The sequence below is a fragment of the Stenotrophomonas sp. CFBP8980 genome (genome assembly GCF_034046095.1).
Classification (GTDB): Bacteria; Pseudomonadota; Gammaproteobacteria; order Xanthomonadales; family Xanthomonadaceae; genus Stenotrophomonas; species Stenotrophomonas lacuserhaii.
The window spans coordinates 907,826-928,409 of record NZ_JAXCXF010000001.1 but is presented as its reverse complement, the minus strand read 5'-3'; the positions used below and the strand labels follow the sequence as shown (position 1 = coordinate 928,409).

Annotated in this window: 16 protein-coding genes; 9 read left to right on the top strand and 7 right to left on the bottom strand. The window is 67.9% G+C overall.

Features of this window, described 5'->3' with window-relative positions; all coding sequences use genetic code 11:
• Window positions 1–56 precede the first annotated feature (56 nt).
• The 3 genes from leuC to leuB are packed head-to-tail and all read left to right on the top strand — an operon-like array spanning window position 57 to window position 3,107.
• A complete protein-coding gene (gene leuC, locus SOM47_RS04050) occupies window positions 57–1,475 on the top strand; it encodes a 3-isopropylmalate dehydratase large subunit (protein ID WP_042613999.1) in 1,419 nt (472 codons plus the stop codon).
• Window positions 1,475–2,053 carry a 3-isopropylmalate dehydratase small subunit gene (gene leuD / locus SOM47_RS04045; RefSeq protein WP_320504837.1) on the top strand — a complete coding sequence of 193 codons (579 nt, stop codon included), beginning with the start codon at window positions 1,475–1,477 and terminating at the stop codon, window positions 2,051–2,053. The genes leuC and leuD overlap by 1 nt, the downstream gene beginning before the upstream one ends.
• On the top strand, window positions 2,043–3,107 hold the full coding sequence (gene leuB, locus SOM47_RS04040) for a 3-isopropylmalate dehydrogenase (RefSeq protein WP_320504836.1): 1,065 nt from the start codon (window positions 2,043–2,045) through the stop codon (window positions 3,105–3,107). Before leuD ends, leuB begins: the two co-directional genes overlap by 11 nt.
• Before the next feature lie 433 nt (window positions 3,108–3,540).
• Here leuB and SOM47_RS04035 read toward each other — a convergent pair whose 3' ends face one another.
• Window positions 3,541–6,708, bottom strand: coding sequence for an efflux RND transporter permease subunit (locus tag SOM47_RS04035; protein WP_320504835.1), 3,168 nt, complete (start codon window positions 6,706–6,708; stop codon window positions 3,541–3,543).
• Window positions 6,709–6,712: 4 nt separating this feature from the next.
• Window positions 6,713–7,852, bottom strand: coding sequence for an efflux RND transporter periplasmic adaptor subunit (locus SOM47_RS04030; protein ID WP_320504834.1), 1,140 nt, complete (start codon window positions 7,850–7,852; stop codon window positions 6,713–6,715).
• A 121-nt stretch (window positions 7,853–7,973) separates the two neighbouring features.
• Between SOM47_RS04030 and SOM47_RS04025 the strand changes: the two genes are divergently transcribed.
• The 3 genes from SOM47_RS04025 (at window position 7,974) to SOM47_RS04015 (ending at window position 10,825) form a co-directional block, all read left to right on the top strand.
• A complete protein-coding gene (locus SOM47_RS04025; protein ID WP_042614698.1) occupies window positions 7,974–8,663 on the top strand; it encodes a TetR/AcrR family transcriptional regulator in 690 nt (229 codons plus the stop codon).
• 139 nt (window positions 8,664–8,802) lie between these two features.
• Window positions 8,803–9,450 carry a protein-L-isoaspartate O-methyltransferase family protein gene (locus tag SOM47_RS04020; RefSeq protein ID WP_042614697.1) on the top strand — a complete coding sequence of 216 codons (648 nt, stop codon included), beginning with the start codon at window positions 8,803–8,805 and terminating at the stop codon, window positions 9,448–9,450.
• 16 nt (window positions 9,451–9,466) lie between these two features.
• Window positions 9,467–10,825, top strand: coding sequence for a TolC family outer membrane protein (locus SOM47_RS04015; RefSeq protein ID WP_042614696.1), 1,359 nt, complete (start codon window positions 9,467–9,469; stop codon window positions 10,823–10,825).
• 136 nt (window positions 10,826–10,961) lie between these two features.
• Here SOM47_RS04015 and SOM47_RS04010 read toward each other — a convergent pair whose 3' ends face one another.
• Window positions 10,962–11,924 carry a hypothetical protein gene (locus SOM47_RS04010; protein WP_042614695.1) on the bottom strand — a complete coding sequence of 321 codons (963 nt, stop codon included), beginning with the start codon at window positions 11,922–11,924 and terminating at the stop codon, window positions 10,962–10,964.
• A 513-nt stretch (window positions 11,925–12,437) separates the two neighbouring features.
• Here SOM47_RS04010 and SOM47_RS04005 point away from each other — a divergent pair.
• Window positions 12,438–13,106 (top strand): PA4824 family protein, encoded by a 669-nt coding sequence (locus tag SOM47_RS04005; RefSeq protein WP_320504833.1) that lies wholly within the window; start codon window positions 12,438–12,440, stop codon window positions 13,104–13,106.
• 64 nt (window positions 13,107–13,170) lie between these two features.
• On the top strand, window positions 13,171–14,556 hold the full coding sequence (gene mgtE / locus SOM47_RS04000; RefSeq protein ID WP_042614693.1) for a magnesium transporter: 1,386 nt from the start codon (window positions 13,171–13,173) through the stop codon (window positions 14,554–14,556).
• Window positions 14,557–14,619: 63 nt separating this feature from the next.
• Here the strand turns inward: mgtE and SOM47_RS03995 are convergent, their stop codons facing one another.
• Entirely contained in the window at window positions 14,620–15,585 is a 966-nt protein-coding gene (locus SOM47_RS03995) for a hypothetical protein (RefSeq protein WP_320504832.1), read from the bottom strand.
• A gap of 129 nt (window positions 15,586–15,714) precedes the next feature.
• Complete coding sequence (waaA, locus tag SOM47_RS03990) at window positions 15,715–17,034, bottom strand: lipid IV(A) 3-deoxy-D-manno-octulosonic acid transferase (RefSeq protein ID WP_042614691.1); 1,320 nt, start codon at window positions 17,032–17,034, stop codon at window positions 15,715–15,717.
• Window positions 17,035–17,104: 70 nt separating this feature from the next.
• On the opposite strand from waaA, the gene SOM47_RS03985 reads away from it, so the two are divergent.
• Window positions 17,105–18,022 carry an LpxL/LpxP family Kdo(2)-lipid IV(A) lauroyl/palmitoleoyl acyltransferase gene (locus tag SOM47_RS03985; RefSeq protein WP_042614690.1) on the top strand — a complete coding sequence of 306 codons (918 nt, stop codon included), beginning with the start codon at window positions 17,105–17,107 and terminating at the stop codon, window positions 18,020–18,022.
• 134 nt (window positions 18,023–18,156) lie between these two features.
• Here SOM47_RS03985 and SOM47_RS03980 read toward each other — a convergent pair whose 3' ends face one another.
• Together SOM47_RS03980 and SOM47_RS03975 are read right to left on the bottom strand one after the other, a co-directional pair.
• A complete protein-coding gene (locus SOM47_RS03980) occupies window positions 18,157–19,485 on the bottom strand; it encodes an O-antigen ligase family protein (protein ID WP_042614689.1) in 1,329 nt (442 codons plus the stop codon).
• The gene (locus tag SOM47_RS03975) at window positions 19,466–20,581 is read right to left on the bottom strand and encodes a glycosyltransferase (RefSeq protein WP_320504831.1); all 1,116 of its coding nucleotides are present in this window, start codon (window positions 20,579–20,581) and stop codon (window positions 19,466–19,468) included. Before SOM47_RS03975 ends, SOM47_RS03980 begins: the two co-directional genes overlap by 20 nt.
• Between the last annotated feature and the right edge of the window lie 3 nt (window positions 20,582–20,584).

Below are 20,584 nucleotides of genomic sequence, written 5' to 3'. Positions count from 1 at the left end.
ACCTCCTCCTGATTACCCCTGATGTTCTTCATCGCACCTTCCTGCCAGGCCATCGCATGACCCCCGCACCCAGCACCCTGTACGACAAACTGTGGGACGCCCACGTGGTCGTCCCCGAATCCGACAGCGCCCCCGCCGTGCTGTACATCGACCTGCACCTGATCCACGAAGTGACTTCGCCACAGGCCTTCACCGAGCTGCGCGAACGCGGCCTGTCGCCGCGCCGGCCGGACCGCACCAAGGGCACCATGGACCATTCCACGCCGACGCTGCCCGCGCGCGCCGATGGTTCCCTGCCCTATGCCAGCGCGGCCTCCGAAGCCCAGGTGGCGATGCTGGCCAGCAACTGCGCCGAATACGGCGTGGAACTGTTCGACATGGCCTCGGCCGACCGTGGCATCGTGCATGTCATCGCGCCGGAACAGGGCTTCACCCTGCCCGGCATGACCATCGTCTGCGGCGACAGCCACACCTCCACCCATGGTGCGTTCGGTTCGCTGGCGTTCGGCATCGGCACCAGTGAAGTCGGCCACGTGCTGGCCACCCAGTGCCTGCTGCAGCGCAAGGCGAAGACCATGGCGATCACCGTGGACGGCGCGCTGCCGGCCGGCGTCGGCGCCAAGGACGTGGTGCTGCACATCATCGGCGTGATCGGAGTCAACGGCGGTACCGGCCATGTGCTGGAGTTCCGCGGCAGCACCATCGCGGCGATGGACATGGAGCAGCGCATGACCCTGTGCAACATGTCCATCGAGGCGGGCGCACGCGCCGGCATGGTGGCCCCGGACCAGGTCACCTTCGACTGGGTGGCCGCCACCCCGCGCGGCCCGAAGGGTGCCGACTTCGATGCGGCGGTGGCGCGCTGGTCGCAGCTGCGCAGCGATGACGGTGCCCGCTTCGATGCGGAGGTTTCGATCAACGCGGCCGACATCCGTCCGACCCTGACCTGGGGCACCCATCCGGGTACCGCGATCGCGGTCGACGCGCCGATCCCGGCCGCCAACGATGCCGCTGCGCAGAAGGGCCTGGACTACATGCAGCTGCATGCCGGCGACACCCTGCAGGGGACCCCGGTGGACGTGGTGTTCGTGGGGTCCTGCACCAATGGACGGCTGAGCGACATGCGTGAGGTCGCCCAGGTGCTGCGTGGCCGGCAGGTCGCCGATCGCGTGCGCATGCTGGTGGTACCGGGCTCGGAAATCGTCAAGCGCCAGGCCGAAGCCGAAGGCATCGATGCCATCGTGCGCGCCGCCGGTGCCGAGTGGCGCGAGCCGGGCTGCTCGATGTGCATCGCCATGAACGGTGACCTGGTTGCGCCGGGCCAACTGGCGGTGAGCACCAGCAACCGCAACTTCGAGGGCCGCCAGGGCCCCGGATCGCGCACCTTGCTGGCCTCGCCGATGACTGCCGCGTGGGCCGCCGTCAATGGCCGCGTCTCCGATACCCGCGACCTGTTCAACCAGGAGGTGGCCTGATGAGCGGCTTCCGTACCCTGGAGTCGGCCAGCGTGGTGCTGCGCCAGACCAACATCGACACCGACCAGATCATCCCGGCGCGCTTCCTGTCCACCACCGAACGTGCCGGCCTGGGCCGCAACGCGTTCAACGACTGGCGATGGACCGCCGATGGCACGCCGAACGCGGAGTTCGCCTTCAACCAGCCGCAGAATGCCGGCCGCAGCATCCTGCTGGCGGGGCGCAACTTCGGCTGCGGTTCCTCGCGCGAACATGCACCGTGGGCCCTGACCGACCTGGGCCTGCGCGCCATCGTCAGCAGCGAGATCGCCGATATCTTCCGCGGCAATGCGCTGAAGAACGGCCTGCTGCCGGTGGTGCTCGACGAGGCCGACGTGCAGGCGCTGATGCAGCGCCCGGACGACGTGCTGACCCTCGACATCGCCGCACGCGAACTGCGCACCCCCGATGGCCGCGTCTACACTTTCCCGCTGGATGGCTTCTCGCAGACCTGCCTGCTGGAAGGTGTCGACCAGCTGGGCTACCTGCTGGGCCGCGTCCCCGACATCGAACGTTACGAGACTGAACATGCACGCTGAGATCGTCGTCCTGCCCGGTGATGGCATCGGCCCGGAAGTGGCCGCCGCCGCCGTGGCCGTACTGGAAGCCGTCGCCACCCGTTTCAATCACAGCTTCAACTTCAACGAACATGATATCGGCGGCATCGCCATCGACCGACATGGCGAGCCGCTGCCGGCCAGCACGCTGGACGCCTGCCGTGCAGCGGACGCGATCCTGCTGGGCGCGGTGGGCGGCCCGAAGTGGTCCGACCCGAATGCGAAGGTACGTCCGGAACAGGGTCTGCTGGCGATCCGGCGCGCGCTCGGCCTGTACGCCAACCTGCGCCCGGTGCGCACCCATGAGGCGGCACTGGGCGCCTCGCCGATCAAGGCCGAACTGCTGCGCGGCGTCGACTTCGTGGTGGTGCGCGAACTGACCGGTGGCATCTACTTCGGTGAAAAAACCCGCACCGCCGATGCGGCCAGCGACCTGTGCAGCTACAGCGTGGAGGAGATCGAGCGGGTCCTGCGCAGCGCCTTCCAGCTGGCCCGCCAGCGCCGTGGCAAGGTCACCTCGGTGGACAAGGCCAACGTGCTGGAAACCTCGCGGCTGTGGCGCGACGTTGCTACCCGGCTCGGCCGCGAGGAGTTCGCCGACGTGGCGCTGGAGCACCAGCTGGTCGATTCGATGGCCATGCACCTGCTGGCCAAGCCGCGCGAGTACGACGTGATCGTGACCGAAAACATGTTCGGCGACATCCTGACCGATGAAGCCTCGATGCTGGCCGGATCACTCGGCCTGCTGCCCTCGGCCTCGCTGGGCGAACGGGGTGCGGTCGGCATCTACGAGCCGATCCACGGTTCGGCCCCGGACATTGCCGGCAAGGGCATCGCCAACCCCTACGCGACGATCTTCAGCGCGGCGATGCTGCTGCGCCATTCGTTGGGCCTGGAAGCCGAGGCCGCAGCGGTTGAAGCGGCCGTGCACGCCGCGCTGGATGCAGGTGTGTTCACTGCGGATCTCGCTGCCGCCGGCAGCGCGGTGTCCACCACGCAGGCCACTGCCGCAGTGCTCGAACGCCTGCAGGGGTAAGACAGTTACCGGGGAGGTACACGCCATCGCATTCGCGCTGCCGCTCTCACGCTTTGCTGCGCAAACCGCGGGCCACGTCTCACCAGCACCCACACCCCGCCGCTTCGCGGCCGCCCCTGACTCAGGGGCTCCCTCCACTCGACGGGTAAACGGGTCCTTCGGTAGCGCCGACCCATGGTCGGCGGAATGTTTCCGCCAACGGCCCGCTGCGCTCGCCGAGCATGGCTCGGCGCTACCGCTTTTCTTCTTTTTTTCATACGCGGCTGGCGGCCCCGGAACCCGTCAGGGCGCCGGGCGGTGGGGCTGGGCGGGGGCGTTGAGCGCCATGGATGGCGCGAAACGAGGCCCGCAGGAGCGGCTCTTGCCGTCCCCCGCACAGCCCCACCGCCCGGCCCTCCCGCAGTAGCCTTGAAACAGCCACCCGCGAGGGGGCTCAGCCCGTTCGACCCACCTCACCCGGCCGCACCCGGAACCACGCCGCATACAACGCCGGCAGGAACACCAGCGTCAGCACCGTCCCCACGATCAACCCGCCCATGATCGAAATCGCCATCGACCCGTAGAACGCGCTGCGCGACAGCGGAATCATCGCCAACACCGCCGCCAGTGCGGTCAGCACGATCGGACGGAAGCGCCGCACGGTGGCATCCAGGATCGCGTCCCAGCGGTCATGCCCGGCATCGATGTCCTGCTGGATCTGGTCGATCAGGATCACCGAGTTGCGCATGATCATGCCGGCCAGCGCGATCGTGCCCAGCAGCGCGACGAAGCCGAACGGCGAGCGGAACAGCAGCAGGAACAGGGTCGCGCCGATGATGCCCAGCGGTGCGGTGACCAGCACCATCGCGGTGCGCGAGAAGCTGCGCAGCTGCAGCATCAGCAGGGTCGCCACCACCACCAGGAACAGCGGCATGCCGGCCTTGATCGAATCCTGCCCGCGCGCCGAATCCTCCACAGTGCCGCCGGTTTCCAGCAGGTACCCACTGGGCAGCTGCGCACGGATACCCTCCAGCGTCGGCAGCAGTTGCTGCACCACGTCCAGCGGCTGCATGCCATCGCCGATATCGGCACGCACGGTCACCGTCGGCAGCCGGTCGCGGTGCCAGATGATGCCATCTTCGAAACCATGCTCCAGCGTGGCGACCTGGGACATGCTGATGCTGCCACCGGACGGCGTGGGCATCTGCAGGCTGCCCAGCAGCTCCAGGCTCAGCCGCTCATCGCCCGCACCCCGCACCAGCATCTCGATCTGCCGGTTGCCTTCGCGGTACACGCTCACCGCTTCGCCGGCCAGCGAACTGGCCAGGAACTGGCTGACCTGTGCACTGCTGACGCCGAGCGCGCGCGCACGGTCCTGGTCGATCACCAGCCGCACCACCTTGCTCGGTTCGCTCCAGTCCAGGTTGACGTTGATGGTGTGCGGGTTGGCGCGCACCTTCTCTTCCACCTGGCGGGCCAGTGCCTGCACCTGCGCGATGTGCTCGCCGGAGATGCGGAACTGCACCGGATAACCGACCGGCGGCCCATTCTCCAGCCGGGTCACGCGCATCTGCACGTCCGGGAAGGTCGGCAGCACCTCGCGCTGCAGCCAGTCGCGCACGGTCTCGCGCGCATGGGTGTCGTTGGCCAGCACCACGAACTGGGCGAAGTTGGTCGCCGGCAGCTGCTGGTCCAACGGCAGGTAGAAGCGCGGCGATCCGGTGCCGACATAGGCCACGTAGTTGCGGATGCCTTCGCGGCCGTCCAGCAGCTTCTCCAGCTTGGCCACCTGGTCACGGGTGGCATTCAACGACGCGCCCTCGGCCAGTTCGATGTCCACCATCAGCTCCGGCCGGGTGGAATCCGGGAAGAACTGCTGCGGCACGAAGCGGAACAGCAGCAGCGAGCCGATGAACAACGCGATGGTCGCGGCGATCACCCACCAGCGGTGGCGCAGGCACCCTTCCAAAAAGCGGCGGAAGCGCACGTAGAACGGACGCTGGTACGGGTCGTGGTCGTGCCCATGCGCGGGCGGCGCAAGCAGGTTGGCCATCGCGGGGAAGCGGTCGGCCCACGCTTGACGGCGTGCATGCCAGCGGCCCATCAGGCTGCCGGGTTTCGGCGGCTGGCGGTTGTACAGGTCCGGCAGCATCTTGTCGCCGAGGTAGGGAATGAACAGCACCGCCGCGATCCAGGACACCACCAGTGCAATGGTCACCACCTGGAACAACGACCGTGTGTACTCCCCGGTGCTGGAGGCCGCCGTGGCGATCGGCAGGAAGCCGGCCGCGGTGATCAGCGTGCCGGTCAGCATGGGAAACGCCGTTGATTCCCAGGCAAAGCTGGCCGCGCGCAGGCGGTCGTAGCCCTGCTCCATCTTGGTGGCCATCATTTCCACCGCGATGATCGCATCGTCCACCAGCAGGCCCAGCGCCAGCACCAACGCACCGAGCGAGATCTTGTGCAGGCCGATGCCGAAGTAATGCATGACGAAGAAGGTCATCGCCAGCACCAGCGGAATGGTCACCCCGACCACCAGCCCGGTGCGCAGGCCCAGCGAGAAGAAGCTGACCAGCAGCACGATCACCACCGCTTCGGTCAGCACCTGCACGAACTCGCCCACCGACTCCTCCACCGCCTGCGGCTGGTCGGACACCTTGCGCAGCTGCATGCCGGCCGGCAGCGTCTTCTGCAGCCGTTCGAACTCCGCATCCAGGTGCGTGCCCAGCGCCAGGATGTCACCGCCATCCTTCATCGCCACCGCCAGGCCGATGGCATCCTCGCCCATGAAGCGCATCTTCGGCGAGGCCGGATCGGCGAAACCGCGGTGCACTTCGGCGATGTCGCCCAGGTGCACGGTGCGCTCGCCGACGCGGATCGGGAAGGCGCGGATGTCGTCGATGCTGTTGAACTGGCCACTGACGCGCAGCTGCACGCGGTCGCTTCCGGTTTCCAGGAAGCTGGCATTGGCCACTGCGTTCTGCTCTGCCACCGCCTGTTGGACCTGCTGCCGCGAAATTCGCAGCGACGTCAGCTTGGTGTTGGACAACTCGATGAAGACTTTTTCATCCTGCAGGCCGACCAGGTCGACCTTGCCCACGTCCGGCACCCGCTGCAGCTCCAGCTGGATGCGATCAGCGTAATCACGCATCAGCGCATAGTCGAAGCCCTTGCCGGTAAGCGCGTAGATGTTGCCGAAGGTATCGCCGAACTCATCGTTGAAGAACGGTCCGACGATCTCGCGTGGCAAGGTGGCCTGGATGTCACCGACCCGCTTGCGTACCTGGTACCAGAGATCCGGGATCTGCCTGGAACGCAGGTCGTCGCGCGCCACGAAGATGACCTGCGATTCGCCCGGGCGCGAATAGGAGCGGATGAACTCGAACTCGCCGGTGTTCATCAGTGCCTTCTCGATCGGCTCGCTGACCTGTCGCGACACCTGTTCTGCCGTGGCCCCCGGCCACAGCGTGCGGACCACCATGATCTTGAAGGTGAAGGGAGGATCCTCGGACTGCCCCAGGTGCTTGTAGGACCACGCGCCGATCAGGGCGAAGGCAAGCATGGCGAACAACACCAGCGGACGATTGGCCAACGCCCACTCGGAAAGATTGAAGCGACGCACCGGCTTACTCCCCCGCCTTGGTGGTGGCAGCAACCGGCGGCTTCAGCACCGGGCGGTTCTGCCGGTCCACCGCGGTCACCGACTGCCCTGCACGCAGCAGGTGGCCACCGGCAGCGACCACCCAGTCACTTGCGGTGATGCCGCTCAGCACCGGCACGGTCTCGCTGCCGTAGGCGCCCGTGGTCACCGGCACGGCCTTCAGGCGCGCGGTGGAAGGATCGACCACCCACACGCTGGCGCGGTCGTCGGCACCACGCTGCAGCGCCGCCAGCGGAAGCTGCAAGGCGGTACCCGCTTTGCCACCGGCCAGCCCATGCACGCGCGCGCTCTGGCCCAGGCTGACATCGGCCAGCGCGTCGGCGGCCAGGCTGACCCGCGCGGCGAAGGTCCGCGATTGCGGATCGGCGGCGGCAGCGACCTCACGGATCGTCCCCGGCAACATCGGCCCACCGCGGCTCCACGGCTCCACCTGCACCGCCGTACCGACCGGGAAATCGCGCAGCCTCGCTTCGGGCAGATCGATCCGCACCTCGCGGCCACCGTCGGCGGCCAGCGTGAACAACGTCTGCCCGGCCGCCACCACCTGCCCGGCTTCGGCACCGGGCTCGCGGCTGGCAATCACCCCGTCGGCGGGCGCGCGCAGCTGCGCATAGCCGGCCTGGTTGCCCAGCACGTTGGCATTGGCACGCGCTGCGTCCACCTGGCCCTGCGCCGCCTTGAACGCGGCAGCCTGCTGGTCCAGTGCCGAACGGCTGATCAACTGCTGCGCGGCCAGCGCTTCATAACGTTTGTGGTCGTCACGGGCGCGGACCAGTTCGGCCTGCGCGGCCGCCAGCTGCGCCTGCGACGCACGTGCCTGCAGGGCGAAGTCGGCCGGGTCCAGCTCGGCCAGCAGCTGCCCCTTGACCACCCGCTGGCCGGCGTCCACGTCACGCCGCAGCAGCTTGCCGCCGACCCGGAAGGACAGCGCGCTTTCCTGGCGCGCGCGTACTTCGCCGGGAAACACCATGGCGCCGTCACCGGCCGCGACCAGCGGGTGCACCACCAGCACGGGCACGGCGGCGACGGGGGCTTCCGGCTTGTCGGAACAGGCGGCCAGCGCGGCCACTCCCAGTGCAATTCCCATCCAGCGCACGCTCTTCATCGGTGTTCGTCCTGATTACACATTCGAGTGGTGGCAACTGCGCGGAGGCGCGGCGCCGGGCGGTTTAGTGAACCCGGCGGTATAGTATAAATATCGAACCGCTTGGTCTACTATTACGCCGATGATGTGTCCCTTCTCCCGCAAGAATGCGCCCAAAGCTGCCAGCAAGACGGCAGGCCCGGGCCGCCCCAAGGACCTTGGCAAGCGTGCCGCCATCCTCGAAGCGGCCAAGGCGCTGTTCGTGGAACAGGGGTATACCGGCGTCAGCATGGATGCCATCGCCGCCCAGGCCGGTGTTTCCAAGCTCACCGTGTACAGCCATTTCGGTGACAAGGAATCGCTGTTCACCGAGGCGGTCAAGTCCAAGTGCGTGGAAATGCTGCCGGACACCCTGTTCGTCGCCGATGCCGAAGGGCCCCTGCGCGATCAGCTGCTGGGCATCGGCGAGGCCTTTTTCGAGCTGGTCACCTCCGATGCGGCCGTGTCGGTGCAGCGCGTGATGATGGCCCCGGAAACCGATGACCGCCTGCGCGAGATGTTCTGGCAGGCCGGCCCCCGGCGCACCACCGAGGCCCTGGCCGAGTTCCTGCGCGCCCGCACAGCACGCGGCGAGCTGGATATACAGGACTTTCCCACCGCGGCGTTGCAGCTGATGACCCTGGTCAAGGGCGAGCTGCATACGCATATGATGTGCGGCCTGCAGCCGCCGCTGGCGGCCGCTGATGCCGGCCGGCACGTAGCGGCCTGCGTGGATTTCTTCCTGCGCGCGTATGTCCCCCGCCCGGCCCAGGCGGGTCCGCGCGGTGGCTGACACCCACAACCTGAACAAGCCGGAGGTCGCGATGACTTCCGGCACTGCGACCCCGGCCGCCCTGAATACATGCTCCGGGTGCGCCGACGGCCTCCGGCACCGGTAAAATGGCCGGCCCACTGCGCTGGATTGGAACCTCATGACGATTGACTACGCACACGCCCGTGAACTGATGGTGGAACAGCAGATCCGTCCCTGGGACGTGCTGGACATCAAGGTGCTCGACGTCCTGGCGCGCCTGCCGCGCGAGGCCTTCGTGGCAGAGAGCCATCGTGCGCTGGCCTATGCGGATATCGAGCTGCCGCTCGGCGGCGGGCAGAAGATGATGAAGCCGGTCGTCGAAGGCCGCACCCTGCAGGCGCTCGATCTGCAACCGGGCGACGAAGTGCTGGAAATCGGCACCGGCAGCGGTTACCTGTCGGCCTGCCTCGGTGCGCTGTCGCGCGAAGTGCTCAGCCTGGAAATCGATCCGGAGCTGGCCGCCATCGCGCGTGCACGCCTGGACAGCACCGGCCTGGGCACCAACGTGCGCGTGGACGTGGCCGATGCCCTGGCCTGGCAGACTGACCGCCGTTTTGATGTGATCTGTGTCACTGGCGCCGTCGACCGCGTGCCGTCACAGTTCGCCTCATGGCTGCGTCCGGGTGGTCGCCTGTACATCATCCACGGCCGTTCGCCGGCGATGGAAGCGATCCTGGTCAAGGCCGATGGCAGCACCGAGTCGCTGTTCGAAACCGATATCGATTACCTGCGCGGTGCCGCGCCGGCCCCCCAGTTCCACCTCTGAGTCCAAGGAAGCCGCAATGATCCGCCGAACCCTCGCTATTGCGCTGGCCACCGTCCTGCTGCCGCTGTCCGCCCATGCCGCCGACCTGCTGCAGGTCTATGAAATGGCCCGCAATGGCGACCCGCAGCTGTCCGCTGCCGAATCCACCCGGCTGTTCGACAAGGAAGGCGCCGTGCAGGCACGCGCCGCCCTGCTGCCGCAGATCAACGGCGTCGCCTCGTTGAACCGCTCACGCACCGAAGACCGCGGCAACAACACCGGTACCTTCGAAAGTCGCCGCCGTACCTACACCATCGACGGCAGCCAGACGCTGTTCAACTGGAGCCAGTTCAGCACCCTGCGCGCCCAGCGCGAACTGAGCCGTGCGGCTGATTTCAACCTCGATTCGGCCAACGACGACCTGATCGTGCGTACCTCTGCGGCCTACTTCAACGTGCTGGTGGCGATCGAATCACTGAACGCGGCCAAGACCAACGAAGAAGCAGCCAAGAAGCAGTTCGACTTCGCCGACAAGCGACTGGAAGTGGGCCTGGCGCCGATCACCGACGTGCATGAAGCGCGCGCCCAGTACGACCAGGCACGTGCCAATACCATCGTCTCGCAGAACACGTTGGCCGATGCCTACCAGGCACTGACCGAACTGACCGGCCAGCCGGTGACCAACCTGCGCGGCCTGCCGGAAGATTTCCGTCCGGAAGTGCCGGCCAACCGCGGCAACGTCGACCAGCTGGTGCAGAGTGCGGTCTCGCAGAATCCAGCGCTGAAGGCGCAGGAACTGCAGGTCAGTGCCTCCGAAGCCAGCGTGCAGGCCGCACGTGCCGGCCACCTGCCCACGCTTGCCCTGGGTGCCAGCGTGGGCCAGGGCGCGACCTGGGGTGACAGCACCGGTGCAGGCGGCCTGAGCCCGGATACGCGCACCAACAGCGTCGGCCTGACCTTGAACGTGCCGATCTTCGCCGGCGGCGCCACCCAGTCCGCGGTCCGCCAGGCGCTGGCCCAGCGTGACATCGCGCAGGACGGCTACGAGCAGCAGAAGCGTGCACTGGACCGCAACACCCGCAACGCCTACCAGACGCTGGTGGCGGGCATCAGTGAAGTGGAAGCGCGCCGCCTGGCGGTGGTCTCCGCGCAGAGCGCCTACGATGCATCGCAGGTCGGCCTGGAAGTGGGTACCCGTACCGTGCTGGACGTGATCCAGAACCAGCGGATCCTGTTCTCGGCACAGCTGGATTACGCCAATGCGCGTTACACCTTCCTGCAGAACCGCCTGCTGCTGAGCCAGGCCGTCGGCGCGCTGGACATCGCCGAACTGCAGGAAATCAACCGCCTGCTGACCGTCGACGCCGGCAACCCGAGCACCACGGTCAACAACTGATCCCAAGCCGCTGTGAACATGAAAAGCCACCCGCATGCGGGTGGCTTTTTGAGTAGTGACGGCCGCTGGCCGTCAATCGGTTGGGCCGCCTGGTGGGTGACGACCGTTGGTCGTCACAGGCAACCGGTCGACGCGCTCACCACGCCATGTTCACCGCCACCTGCGGCACGAACACCTCGCTGCTGTTGCGGCCGGCCAGCGACACCTGCGCGCCTGCGACGAGCGCGACATGGTCGTTCCAGTGGTACTGGATCGCCGGGACGATCGAAAACCGCCAACTGGCCGGATCGCGTCGGTACATATCCTCGCTCCCCGTCTCCTTCGCCACCCTGCCGTGCACGCTGCCGGCGCTTTCGCGCTCATGCAGCAGCTCGCCGGCCAGCACCCAGGTGGGCGACAGGCTGTACTCGGCCGCCAGCAGGCTGGTCACTGCCGCTCCCAGCCGCACCCTGCCATCGAAGCCTACCGGCGTGCCGAACGCGCTTTGCCCGCGCACGCCAGCGTTGGCACCTGGCGTGCGCCACAACGTACTGGCGCGCATCCGCAGGTGCCCGTCAAGGAAGTAGGCCTGGCCGTGCAGGCCGAGGCTGGTGGCGCCGACGCCGGTTCCGCTGGCGACCGAGATCGGCCGCTCTTCCAGCCGGTCGTGGTGCCCGGTGGCGATGCTCTGGCGGACGGCCAGGGTCAGCGTCGGCCGATGCACGCCCTGCCCCTTGTACAGCCCGAACAGCGCGGACAGTGTGGTGTCGCCGATATCGAAGGCACGCGGGTTGGCGTCGTCCCGGTTGTAGGACGCGTTCAAGCTGGCCGCGATGGTCACGCGCTCATGCAACCCGTACTGGACAGGCACGGCCAGGTACCACCCGTCCGGTCCACCGGCATCGCGACGGTTGCCTTTTTCGTCATACAGGCCGCGCAGCTGGCTGTTGATCAGGTAGGGCTCGATGTTGAGCATGCCCACCGGGAGTGGCGGTGCGGGGCTGAGCAGCGGGCCGGCAAAGCGCGGCCCCTCCGCGGCGGCGGCGTGGCTGGCCAGCGTGGATGCCAGCAGCATCACGACCACGGTCCCTGCGGAACGGCGGTTGACGCGATCGGACATGATGTTTTCTCTCCTCGACACAGGCGTCTGCCTGCCCCGACAACGCTATGGCCGCTCTCCCCACACGGACATGCGGGAAGTTGAGGAGATGAGATTTTGAAAGCTATCAAATGGCCTCAATAGAAACAGTCGGCCTATCGAAAGCAGTGCGCGCCATGCACGATGATGCGGCAGCAACGTCGCATTCGCCGTGTTCTGCAGCGACAACAACGCGCTGAAAGCGGTTGAAACGTGCTGTCGCGCACGAAACCAGCCGCATGGCCTCGATCCTGCTTGACGCACCAGATGGAGGCCAACACCATGCGTCCACTTCATCGCCCCGGGGGCCCCCTGCTTGGACAGTCACAGTAGATCCTGCGTTTACTAAGCGGGCCCGACACTGCCAGGCAGGTCGCGCCCGCCAGGACGGGGCCCGGTGCCGCCCGCCATGGGCGGACTGAACTTCGAACATCGCACTGTTTACCTTCGGCCCAAGTGGGAGCCGCTGGCGTATCCGTCTGCCGGAGAACGACCATGCGCTTCACCTTCCTTCGCCTTGCCCCGCTGTGGGCGACCCTCTCTGCCAGCGGCCCGCTGCATGCCGCCGCGAGCCTGCTGGTGGACGATGCCGGCACCACGCCGGAAGGGACGTGCCAGCTTGAAACCTGGACGCGCCAGCATGCCGGCCATCGGGAACTGACCGCCGTGCCGGCGTGCACGCTGTCCGGCACCGAACTGTCGCTGGGCCTGAGCCATCTGCGTGGCGAACGGGCCCTGCCCTGGGCAGTGGGTGCCAAACGCGCGGTACGTCACTGGCACGACGAACGCCTGCAGTTGGCCGCATCCATCGAAACCGCCGGCGATGTCCGGCAGGGCGGCGCACGCAGCTGGTCACTGAATCTTCCGCTGAGCGTTGCACTGGACCGACAGGCCCTGGCCACCGCGCACTCTAACGCCGGCTGGAGCCGGTCACGCCACGAACGCGGCATCACCCTGGGTGCCGGGGTCGATATCCGGATCGCCCCGACGTGGTCGCTGCTGGCCGAACAGGCGCGCGACGCAGCCCGACATCGCAGCAGCCATCTGGGCATCCGCCGTCACCTGCCCGGCGAGGCATCGCTGGATCTGCTCGCCGGCCGCCTGCATGACCGAACCGGCACGTCGTGGATCACCGTCGGCCTGAACCTGCCGCTGTCGCGCTGAGCGTCTCCCCGATGCTCGTCGCCCCCCGCATTCACGCTTCCACCAGACAAAAGGAATCATCACGATGAACCGTGAAGAGCTGATGTTCGCCGTACGCCGTTTTGCCCATGCACCCGACCGCGAAGGCTTCGCGGCGCTGGTCCGCGCATCGCATCCCTCCGACCTCGCCGAAGCCCTGCTGTGCACTTCCGCACAGTCACTGTCAGCGCTGCTGGTGCTGCTCGATCCACAGCAGCGGGCCGACCTGTTCGCCCATCTGGCCTTCTCCCAGCAGGATGAACTGATCGCACTGCTGCCCCGGCAGACCGTCTTCGACCTGGTCGAGCGGATGCCTGCCGATGATCGGGCGGATCTGTTCAATCGCCTCGACGCGTTGTCGCAACCGGACCTGCTGGCCGGGCTGGATGGCGTGGAACGCGAAGACATCCTCACGCTTTCCGCCTACCCCGAGCAGTCGATCGGCTCGGTTACCACCTCCGATTTCGTCGCAGTCAACAGCGCCCAGACCGTCGCACAGGCGCTTGCGCATATCCGTACCCTTGCTCCCAGCAGCGAGACGATCTACTCCCTTTACGTCCTCGACGACCAGCGTCGACTGCAGGGAACCGTCTCGTTGCGCGACCTGGTGGTGGCCGCGGGCGATACGACGGTGGCCAGCCTGGTGCGGCCGGACCCGGTCTTCGTACAGGCCGCGTGGCCGCGTGTCCAGGCCGCCGAGCTGATCCGCCGGTATGACCTGCTGGCTGTGCCGGTGCTGGATGCCAACCAGGCCATGATCGGCATCGTCACTGTCGACGATGCAATGGACATCGACAAGCAGCAGGATGCCAACCAGCTGGCACGCTTCGGCGGCACCTCGGTGGCCGGCGGCACGGACCTGGACATGATGGCCAGTCCGTTGCGGCGGATGTTCAGTGTCCGCGTGTTCTGGCTGGCGGTGCTCACCTTCTTCGGCATCATCACCAGTACCTTCGTCGCCGCGCAGGAAGAGCTGCTCAGCCAGGCGATCGTGTTGGCCGCGTTCATCGCACCGATCGTGGACATGGGGGGCAACACCGGCAGCCAGTCGGCCACGCTGGTCATCCGCAGCATGGCGCTGGGCGAACTGGGACTCAACTGGCGGCATGTCCTGTTCGTCATCAAGCGCGAGCTGCCGGTGGCGGCGATGCTGGGCATCACCATCGCGCTGCTGGAAGCGGTGCTGGCGTACTTCAGCAAAGGCGTGGGAATCGACGTGCTGCTCGTGGTCGGCCTGAGCATGCTGGTGTGCACTGCACTGGGCGGGGTCATCGGTGCGCTGCTGCCGTTCCTTGCGCGTCGCATGGGCACTGATCCGGCCACCCTGTCATCACCCCTGATCACCTCGGTGATGGATCTGGTCGGTGTGTTCGTCTACTTCGGCTTCGCCTGGACCCTGCTGGGAGACCAGTTGGTCGGCGCGGGCGCCTGAGGCAAGCACGATGAGGGTGGGGTGCGGCGCATCTCCACGATGCGCTGCACTCCACCCGACGTTTCAGAAACCCATGTTGATCGCAATCTGTGGCGCAAACAGCGCAGTCGCGTTGCGCCCCATCACGCCCACCTGGAGCCCACCAATCAACCCGACCCGGTCACTGAGGTGGTACTGCACGGCGGGCAGCACGGACAGCCGCCACATCGATGGTCGTCGGCGGCGTCCGGCGCTGCCCTGCCCTTGGTCGCCGCGCAGCGTCGAGCCGCCGTCCTGTTCGTAAAGCACCTCGCCCACCAGTGTCCAACGTGGGGCCACGCTGTACTCCGCCGACGCCGTAGCCCCCGATCCGTGACCCAGGCGGATGCGCCCGCTGAACCCGGTGTCGGTGCCGTACACGCTGCGCCCGTGCAGGCGTGCGCGTGCCCCCGGCAGGGTCCAGTCGACGCTGGCACGCGCGCGCAGCCGGCCCTCGAGCAGGTAGGCCTGGCCATGCAGCACCAGCGTGGTGGAGGTCGCGCCGGTCCCACTGCCGGGCACCTCGCGCCGTTCCAGTCGGTCATGGCGGCCGGTGGGAAGCCGCTGCCGCGCGGTCAGTGCTACGCGCGCCCGGTGCGGCCCGCCGGCATCGATCAGCCCGAACGATGCCGACACGGTGGTATCGCCGGTGGCAAGCGCGCGGCTGCCGCCGGCCAGCCTGTTGTACTGCCCGCGCAACGTGCCGCCGACACTGAGCCGGTCTGTCGCCCCGTACTGCATCGGGATGGAGGTGCTCCACTGCATCGGCCCCGGGCTGCGCCGGCGATGGCCCTCGCCATCGAAACGGGCCGCCGACCGGCTGGAGATGACGTAGGGTTCGATGTTGAAAGCACCCTTCGGCAGCGGGGGCGCCGGCGTCGCCAGCGGACCGATGAAATGCGGGGCATCCTGCACGCCGGCCGCATGCGCGCAGGCAGCCATCGACCAGAGCAGGGCGATGGCCAGGCGCACCCCACTTCGGTGGCGTGGCAGGCAAAGACGAAGCACCATGGCGTTCTCCACGAAAAGCAGGCGGATGCCTGCTCGTGGACGCTAGGACGCCGCTGCGGGGCGCCCTATCGGGCAATTCTGAAATGAAGCTGGCGCGGCCGATGCGTCGCCGCGACGACCGGTATCGCGTCAGCAGCCGGCGGACGCAGCGCTGGAGAGCGGCGGCGGCAACTGCGGTTCCACCAGGGCGATCGTGCGCTTCAGGGCACCTCTGCCATTGCTGACCAGCGCGCAGCCTGCGCGCGCCATGTCTTCGCGGGCCTGCGCGTCGGACAGCAGGTGCTGCAGGTGCTCGCCCACCGATCGCACGTCCTGTCCTATCAGCAGCGCATCGGCCTCGAGCATCCGCCGCGAGATTTCGGCGAAATTATGCAGGTGCGGACCGGTGACGGCCGCGGTCCCCATCGCCGCAGGTTCCAGCAGGTTGTGCCCGCCTATGGCCTGCAGGCTGCCCCCCACGAAGGCAACCTGGGCACACGCGTAGAACGACATCAGCTCACCCAGGGTATCGATCACGAACACATCGCTGTCGGCCTGTGGCCATTGCTGCGCACGACGCGTAGCCACCTGCCAGCCCTGCTCGCGGGCGAGCGCATCGACCCGGGCGAAGCGTTCCGGATGGCGCGGTGCCCACAGCAGCAACAGCTGCGGATGCTGCACGCGCAGGCGCCGGTGCAGATCGATGATCGCCTGCTCTTCGCCCTCGTGCGTGCTGGCGGCGATCCACACCGGTCGCTTCGCCGGCACGCTGCGATGGAACTGCTCGACGAAGGCCTGCACGTTGGGCGCGGCGATGTCGAACTTCAGGTTGCCCAGTGCCTGCACCTGCGCCGGATCCGCACCCAGCTGGATGAAGCGGGCGGCATCGTCATCGGACTGCGCTGCCACGCAGGTGACGGTGCGCAGTGCACGCCGGATCAGCGCGGCCAGCAAGCGGTAGCCGCGCAGCGAGCGCGCCGACAGCCGGGCATTGAGGATATACACCGGGATCGCACGGCTTCGGCAACCGAACAGCATGTTCGGCCACAGCTCGGTCTCCAGGATCAAGGCCAGGCTGGGCTGGAAATGGTTGAGGAAACGCCCGACGCTGCCGGGCACGTCGTACGGTAGATAGACGTGGTCCACGGCATCGCCCCAGATCGCGCGCACGCGCTCCGAGCCGGTCGGGGTGATGGTGGTGACCACCCAGCGGATGTCCGGTCGCAGCGCGCGCAATGCATTGACCAGCGGGGCAGCGGCGTTGACCTCGCCGACCGATACCGCATGCAGCCAGACACGCGGCTGGCAGCTCGAATCGGGGTAGGAAGCGTAGCGCTCGTCCCAGCGCTGGAAGTACTCCCGCACCCGGAAGCCGCGCCAGACCAGGTGGTACACCGTGATGGGCAGCAGCAGGTAGAGCACGGCCGAATACAGGCCGCGCAGGATCCATTCGACGGGGTCTTTGCGCATGCGGGAAGGATACGGTAGGGCCCGGTGAAAGACACGCGGCCCGCCCATGGCGCCTTGGTAGAATGGGGGCATGTCCGATGCCACCACCGCCCCCCGTCCTTCGCTGCGCGATCCGCGCAACTGGCCCATGTTCGCCGTGATGCTCGGCGCCTTCGCCATCGCCCGGCTGCCGTGGATGCTGCAGCGTGCGCTGGGGCGCGGCGTCGGCTGGGTCAGCTGGCGGCTGGCGGGCAGCCGGCGCAAGGCAGCCGAGGTCAACCTCAAGCTGTGCTTCCCGGAGAAGGATGATGCATGGCGCCAGCGCCTGCTGCGCGACAGCTTCGATGCACTCGGCGTGGGCATTTTCGAGTTCGCCCGCGCCTGGTGGGGCAGCATCGCCACCATCCGCCCGCGCGTGCACGTGGAAGGCGTGGAGCACCTTCAGAAGCTGAAGGCCGAAGGTCGTGGCGTGCTGCTGGTTTCAGGCCATTTCATGACCCTGGAGATGTGCGGGCGCCTGCTGTGCGACCACGTCGAGCTGGCCGGCATGTACCGCAAGCACCGCAACCCGGTCTACGAATGGGCGGTGAAGTTCGGCCGGCTGCGCTACGCCACGGCGATGTTCGCCAACGAAGACATCCGCGCCAGCGTGCGGCACCTGAAGAAAGGCGGGTTCCTTTGGTACGCGCCGGACCAGGACATGCGCGGCAAGGACACCGTGTTCGTGCCCTTCTTCGGGCACACCGCCGCCACCATCACCGCCACCCACCAGCTGGCCCGGATGACCGGCTGCGCGGTCGTGCCGTACTTCCATCGCCGCGAAGGCGGCGACTACTATCTGAAGGTGGGCGCACCGCTGGACAACTTCCCGACCCAGGACGTGGAAGCCGATACCGCGCGGGTCAACCAGGCCATCGAACAGATGGTGCGCGAGGCCCCGGACCAGTACCTCTGGATCCACCGCCGCTTCAAGCGCCAACCCGGCGGGCGCAGTTCCTATTACAAGTAGAAACAATCCGCGTCCTGCTTCGGGTAGCGCCGACCCATGGTCGGCGGATGGCGCAAAAACGCGGCCCGAGGCTTTCCGCCGACCATGGGTCGGCGTTACCGACAGCCGACATGCGCTGAGCATGTGGAGCGGGTCTAGCCGCTGGAACCCGGCTCGTCCCGCGCCAGCAGGCTGCCCGCGAACAACGCCGCCAGCAGTACCGTTACCCCACCCCAGAACGTGGAATGGAACGCCAGGTGGGTATTCAACGGGAACACCGTGACCGCCAGCGCCAGCATCGCCGGCCGCGCCCGCTCACGTGCCGACGGCGGCGCAAACCGCCATGCCCGCCACGCCTGCGCGGCCGCCGCCAGCCACAACAGCAGGCCGATCACCCCGGTTTCGGCCAGGATTTCCAGCACGATCTGATGCGCGTGCAGCGCCGGTCCCGCGCCCCAGACACCGGTGCTTCCGGCGGCCGGGTCACAGCCTGGATAGGCATCGCGGAAGCCGCGCGCGCCCACGCCGTTGATCGGATGCGCCTGGATCATGCAGCCCGCCGCGGACCAGATCCGGCCACGGCCGGACAGCGCCTGCTCCAAACCATCGTCATCGCCTTCCCAGGCCTGCGCGGTGCGGTCCACGCGCTCACGCAGCTGCGGAACGCTGTAGGCCAGCCCCGCTGCCACCATCACCGCGAACGCAGCCAGCAAGAGCAGCCGGCGTCCGCCCATCACGCGCCAGCCGCTGTACGCCGCCACCAGCGCGAACGTCACCCAGGACGCACGCGAGCCGGCCAACAGCAGCACCACGCCCACGGCAAGGGTGGCCAGCAGCCAGCCGACACGGCCGAAACGGGCGGCTACGGGCAGCAGCAGGAAGGCCGACAGGCTGGCCAGCACTTGGCCGAATTTGAGGGTGCACGGTCCCAGTGCACCGCTCAGGCGGTCGGCAAGGGCGGCCTCTTCCGGGCTGCACAGCGGACGCTGGCTGACCAGCTGCTTGAGCTGGTCCAGCGACCAGAACCACGGACTCGTGCCGGCGGCCGCCTGCACCAGGGCATCCAGCGTCCACGCTGCGGTGATCACCGCCAGCCCGCCCAGGGTCAACGCGCGCCGGGCCGGCGTGGCCACCGCAATGGCGACCAGCCACATGAAAGGCAGGTAGCGCAGACCGGCTGCGGTCTTGGTCCAGGCCGCTGAAGGATCCACTGCATCCAGCGCGGAAAATGCCTGCGGCAGCCAGTAGCCGAGGAACAGGATGCTGGTCAGCGCCCAGGCCGGTGGACTCAGCAGGCGCGGCTGGCCCTGCAGGCGGCGGGTGACCATGCGCACGGCAGCGTAGATCGCACCCAGCGCCAGCACCCCTTCGGCGATGCCGGGCAACGGCCACAGCGCCACGAACGCCAGCACGACCCAGGGCGCCCAGCGACCGGCGCGATCATCGATCACGGCGGGTAGCGGGTCAGCTGGCAAGGTCGGCATACAGGCGGAGGGTGTCGCGTTGCATGGCCTGCAGGGTAAACGGGATACGCGCCGGCAGCGACGGGGAACCGGCCAGCAAGGCCAGCGCGCGTTCACCCAGCGCGTCCATGTCGCCCAGAGCGACCGCGCCGCCAGGCTGCAGCTGCCGGAGCAGTTCGCCCACGCCGCCGTGGTCCCAGCCCAGCACCGGTCGACCTACGGAAAGGGCCTCGACCACGGTTCGACCAAAGGCTTCGGGCTTGTCGGACAGCTGCAGGACCAGGTCACTGGCGGCGTAGGCCTGGGCGATCTGCGAGGTCGGAGCGCTGATGTGCACGGCATCGCCGACCCCGAGTGCCTGCGCCTGCCGGCGCAGTTCCTGTACGTAGGCTTCGCGCCCGGGTTCGTCCGTGCCCAGCATCCACAGCTGCGCCATCACCCCGGCCGCATGCAGGCGTGCCAGCAGCTGCAGGGCGTGGACGTGCCCCTTCAACCGGGTACCGCGGCCGGGCAGCAGCAGCAACGGGGCCGCTACTTCCGTCAGCCAGGGGTGGTCCTTTGCCAGCGCCAGCCTGGGGCGTTTGTCGTGGCTGCCGACACGGGGGAACTGTGCCGTATCCACGCCGCGCGGAATCACCTGCAGGCGCTGCGCTGGCACCGCGGGGTAGTGCAGCTGGACGAAGCCGCGCACGGTTTCGGACACGCAGATCACCCGCTCCCCGGTGGTCATGACCGCGCTGTAGCGTCCCGGTGAGTTCAGTCCGTGCACGGTGGTCACCCAGTGCGGGCGCTGCGCGGCAGGTAGCGCGCGCACGGCATGCAGGCCCAGCCAGGCCGGCAGCCGCGAGCGAGCGTGCACGATATCCGCGCCGACCTCGGCAAACAGGCGCCGCAACGTCGGCATGTGGCGCAGGGTCAGCAGCGACTTGCGTCCGATATCCAGCGTGAGGTGCTCGGCGCCGCTGGCCAACAACGGCTCGACCAGCCGCCCACCGGCAGACACCACCAGCGCACGGTGGCCGGCCTGGACCAGCGCGGCGGCAATTTCCAGCGTAGAGCGCTCGACACCACCGGAGTGCAGCGCCGGCAGCAACTGCACCACGGTCAATCGGCGCATCAG

Excerpts from the sequence above, each read along its gene's own strand:
- leuC (WP_042613999.1), top strand. The coding sequence starts at position 57 with ATGACCCCCGCACCCAGCACCCTGTACGACAAACTGTGGGACGCCCAC.
- leuD (WP_320504837.1), top strand. The coding sequence starts at position 1,475 with ATGAGCGGCTTCCGTACCCTGGAGTCGGCCAGCGTGGTGCTGCGCCAG.
- leuB (WP_320504836.1), top strand. The coding sequence starts at position 2,043 with ATGCACGCTGAGATCGTCGTCCTGCCCGGTGATGGCATCGGCCCGGAA.
- SOM47_RS04030 (WP_320504834.1), bottom strand. The coding sequence starts at position 7,852 with ATGAAGAGCGTGCGCTGGATGGGAATTGCACTGGGAGTGGCCGCGCTG.
- SOM47_RS04025 (WP_042614698.1), top strand. The coding sequence starts at position 7,974 with ATGATGTGTCCCTTCTCCCGCAAGAATGCGCCCAAAGCTGCCAGCAAG.
- SOM47_RS04020 (WP_042614697.1), top strand. The coding sequence starts at position 8,803 with ATGACGATTGACTACGCACACGCCCGTGAACTGATGGTGGAACAGCAG.
- SOM47_RS04015 (WP_042614696.1), top strand. The coding sequence starts at position 9,467 with ATGATCCGCCGAACCCTCGCTATTGCGCTGGCCACCGTCCTGCTGCCG.
- SOM47_RS04010 (WP_042614695.1), bottom strand. The coding sequence starts at position 11,924 with ATGTCCGATCGCGTCAACCGCCGTTCCGCAGGGACCGTGGTCGTGATG.
- SOM47_RS04005 (WP_320504833.1), top strand. The coding sequence starts at position 12,438 with ATGCGCTTCACCTTCCTTCGCCTTGCCCCGCTGTGGGCGACCCTCTCT.
- mgtE (WP_042614693.1), top strand. The coding sequence starts at position 13,171 with ATGAACCGTGAAGAGCTGATGTTCGCCGTACGCCGTTTTGCCCATGCA.
- SOM47_RS03995 (WP_320504832.1), bottom strand. The coding sequence starts at position 15,585 with ATGGTGCTTCGTCTTTGCCTGCCACGCCACCGAAGTGGGGTGCGCCTG.
- waaA (WP_042614691.1), bottom strand. The coding sequence starts at position 17,034 with ATGCGCAAAGACCCCGTCGAATGGATCCTGCGCGGCCTGTATTCGGCC.
- SOM47_RS03985 (WP_042614690.1), top strand. The coding sequence starts at position 17,105 with ATGTCCGATGCCACCACCGCCCCCCGTCCTTCGCTGCGCGATCCGCGC.
- SOM47_RS03980 (WP_042614689.1), bottom strand. The coding sequence starts at position 19,485 with ATGCCGACCTTGCCAGCTGACCCGCTACCCGCCGTGATCGATGATCGC.
- SOM47_RS03975 (WP_320504831.1), bottom strand. The coding sequence starts at position 20,581 with ATGCGCCGATTGACCGTGGTGCAGTTGCTGCCGGCGCTGCACTCCGGT.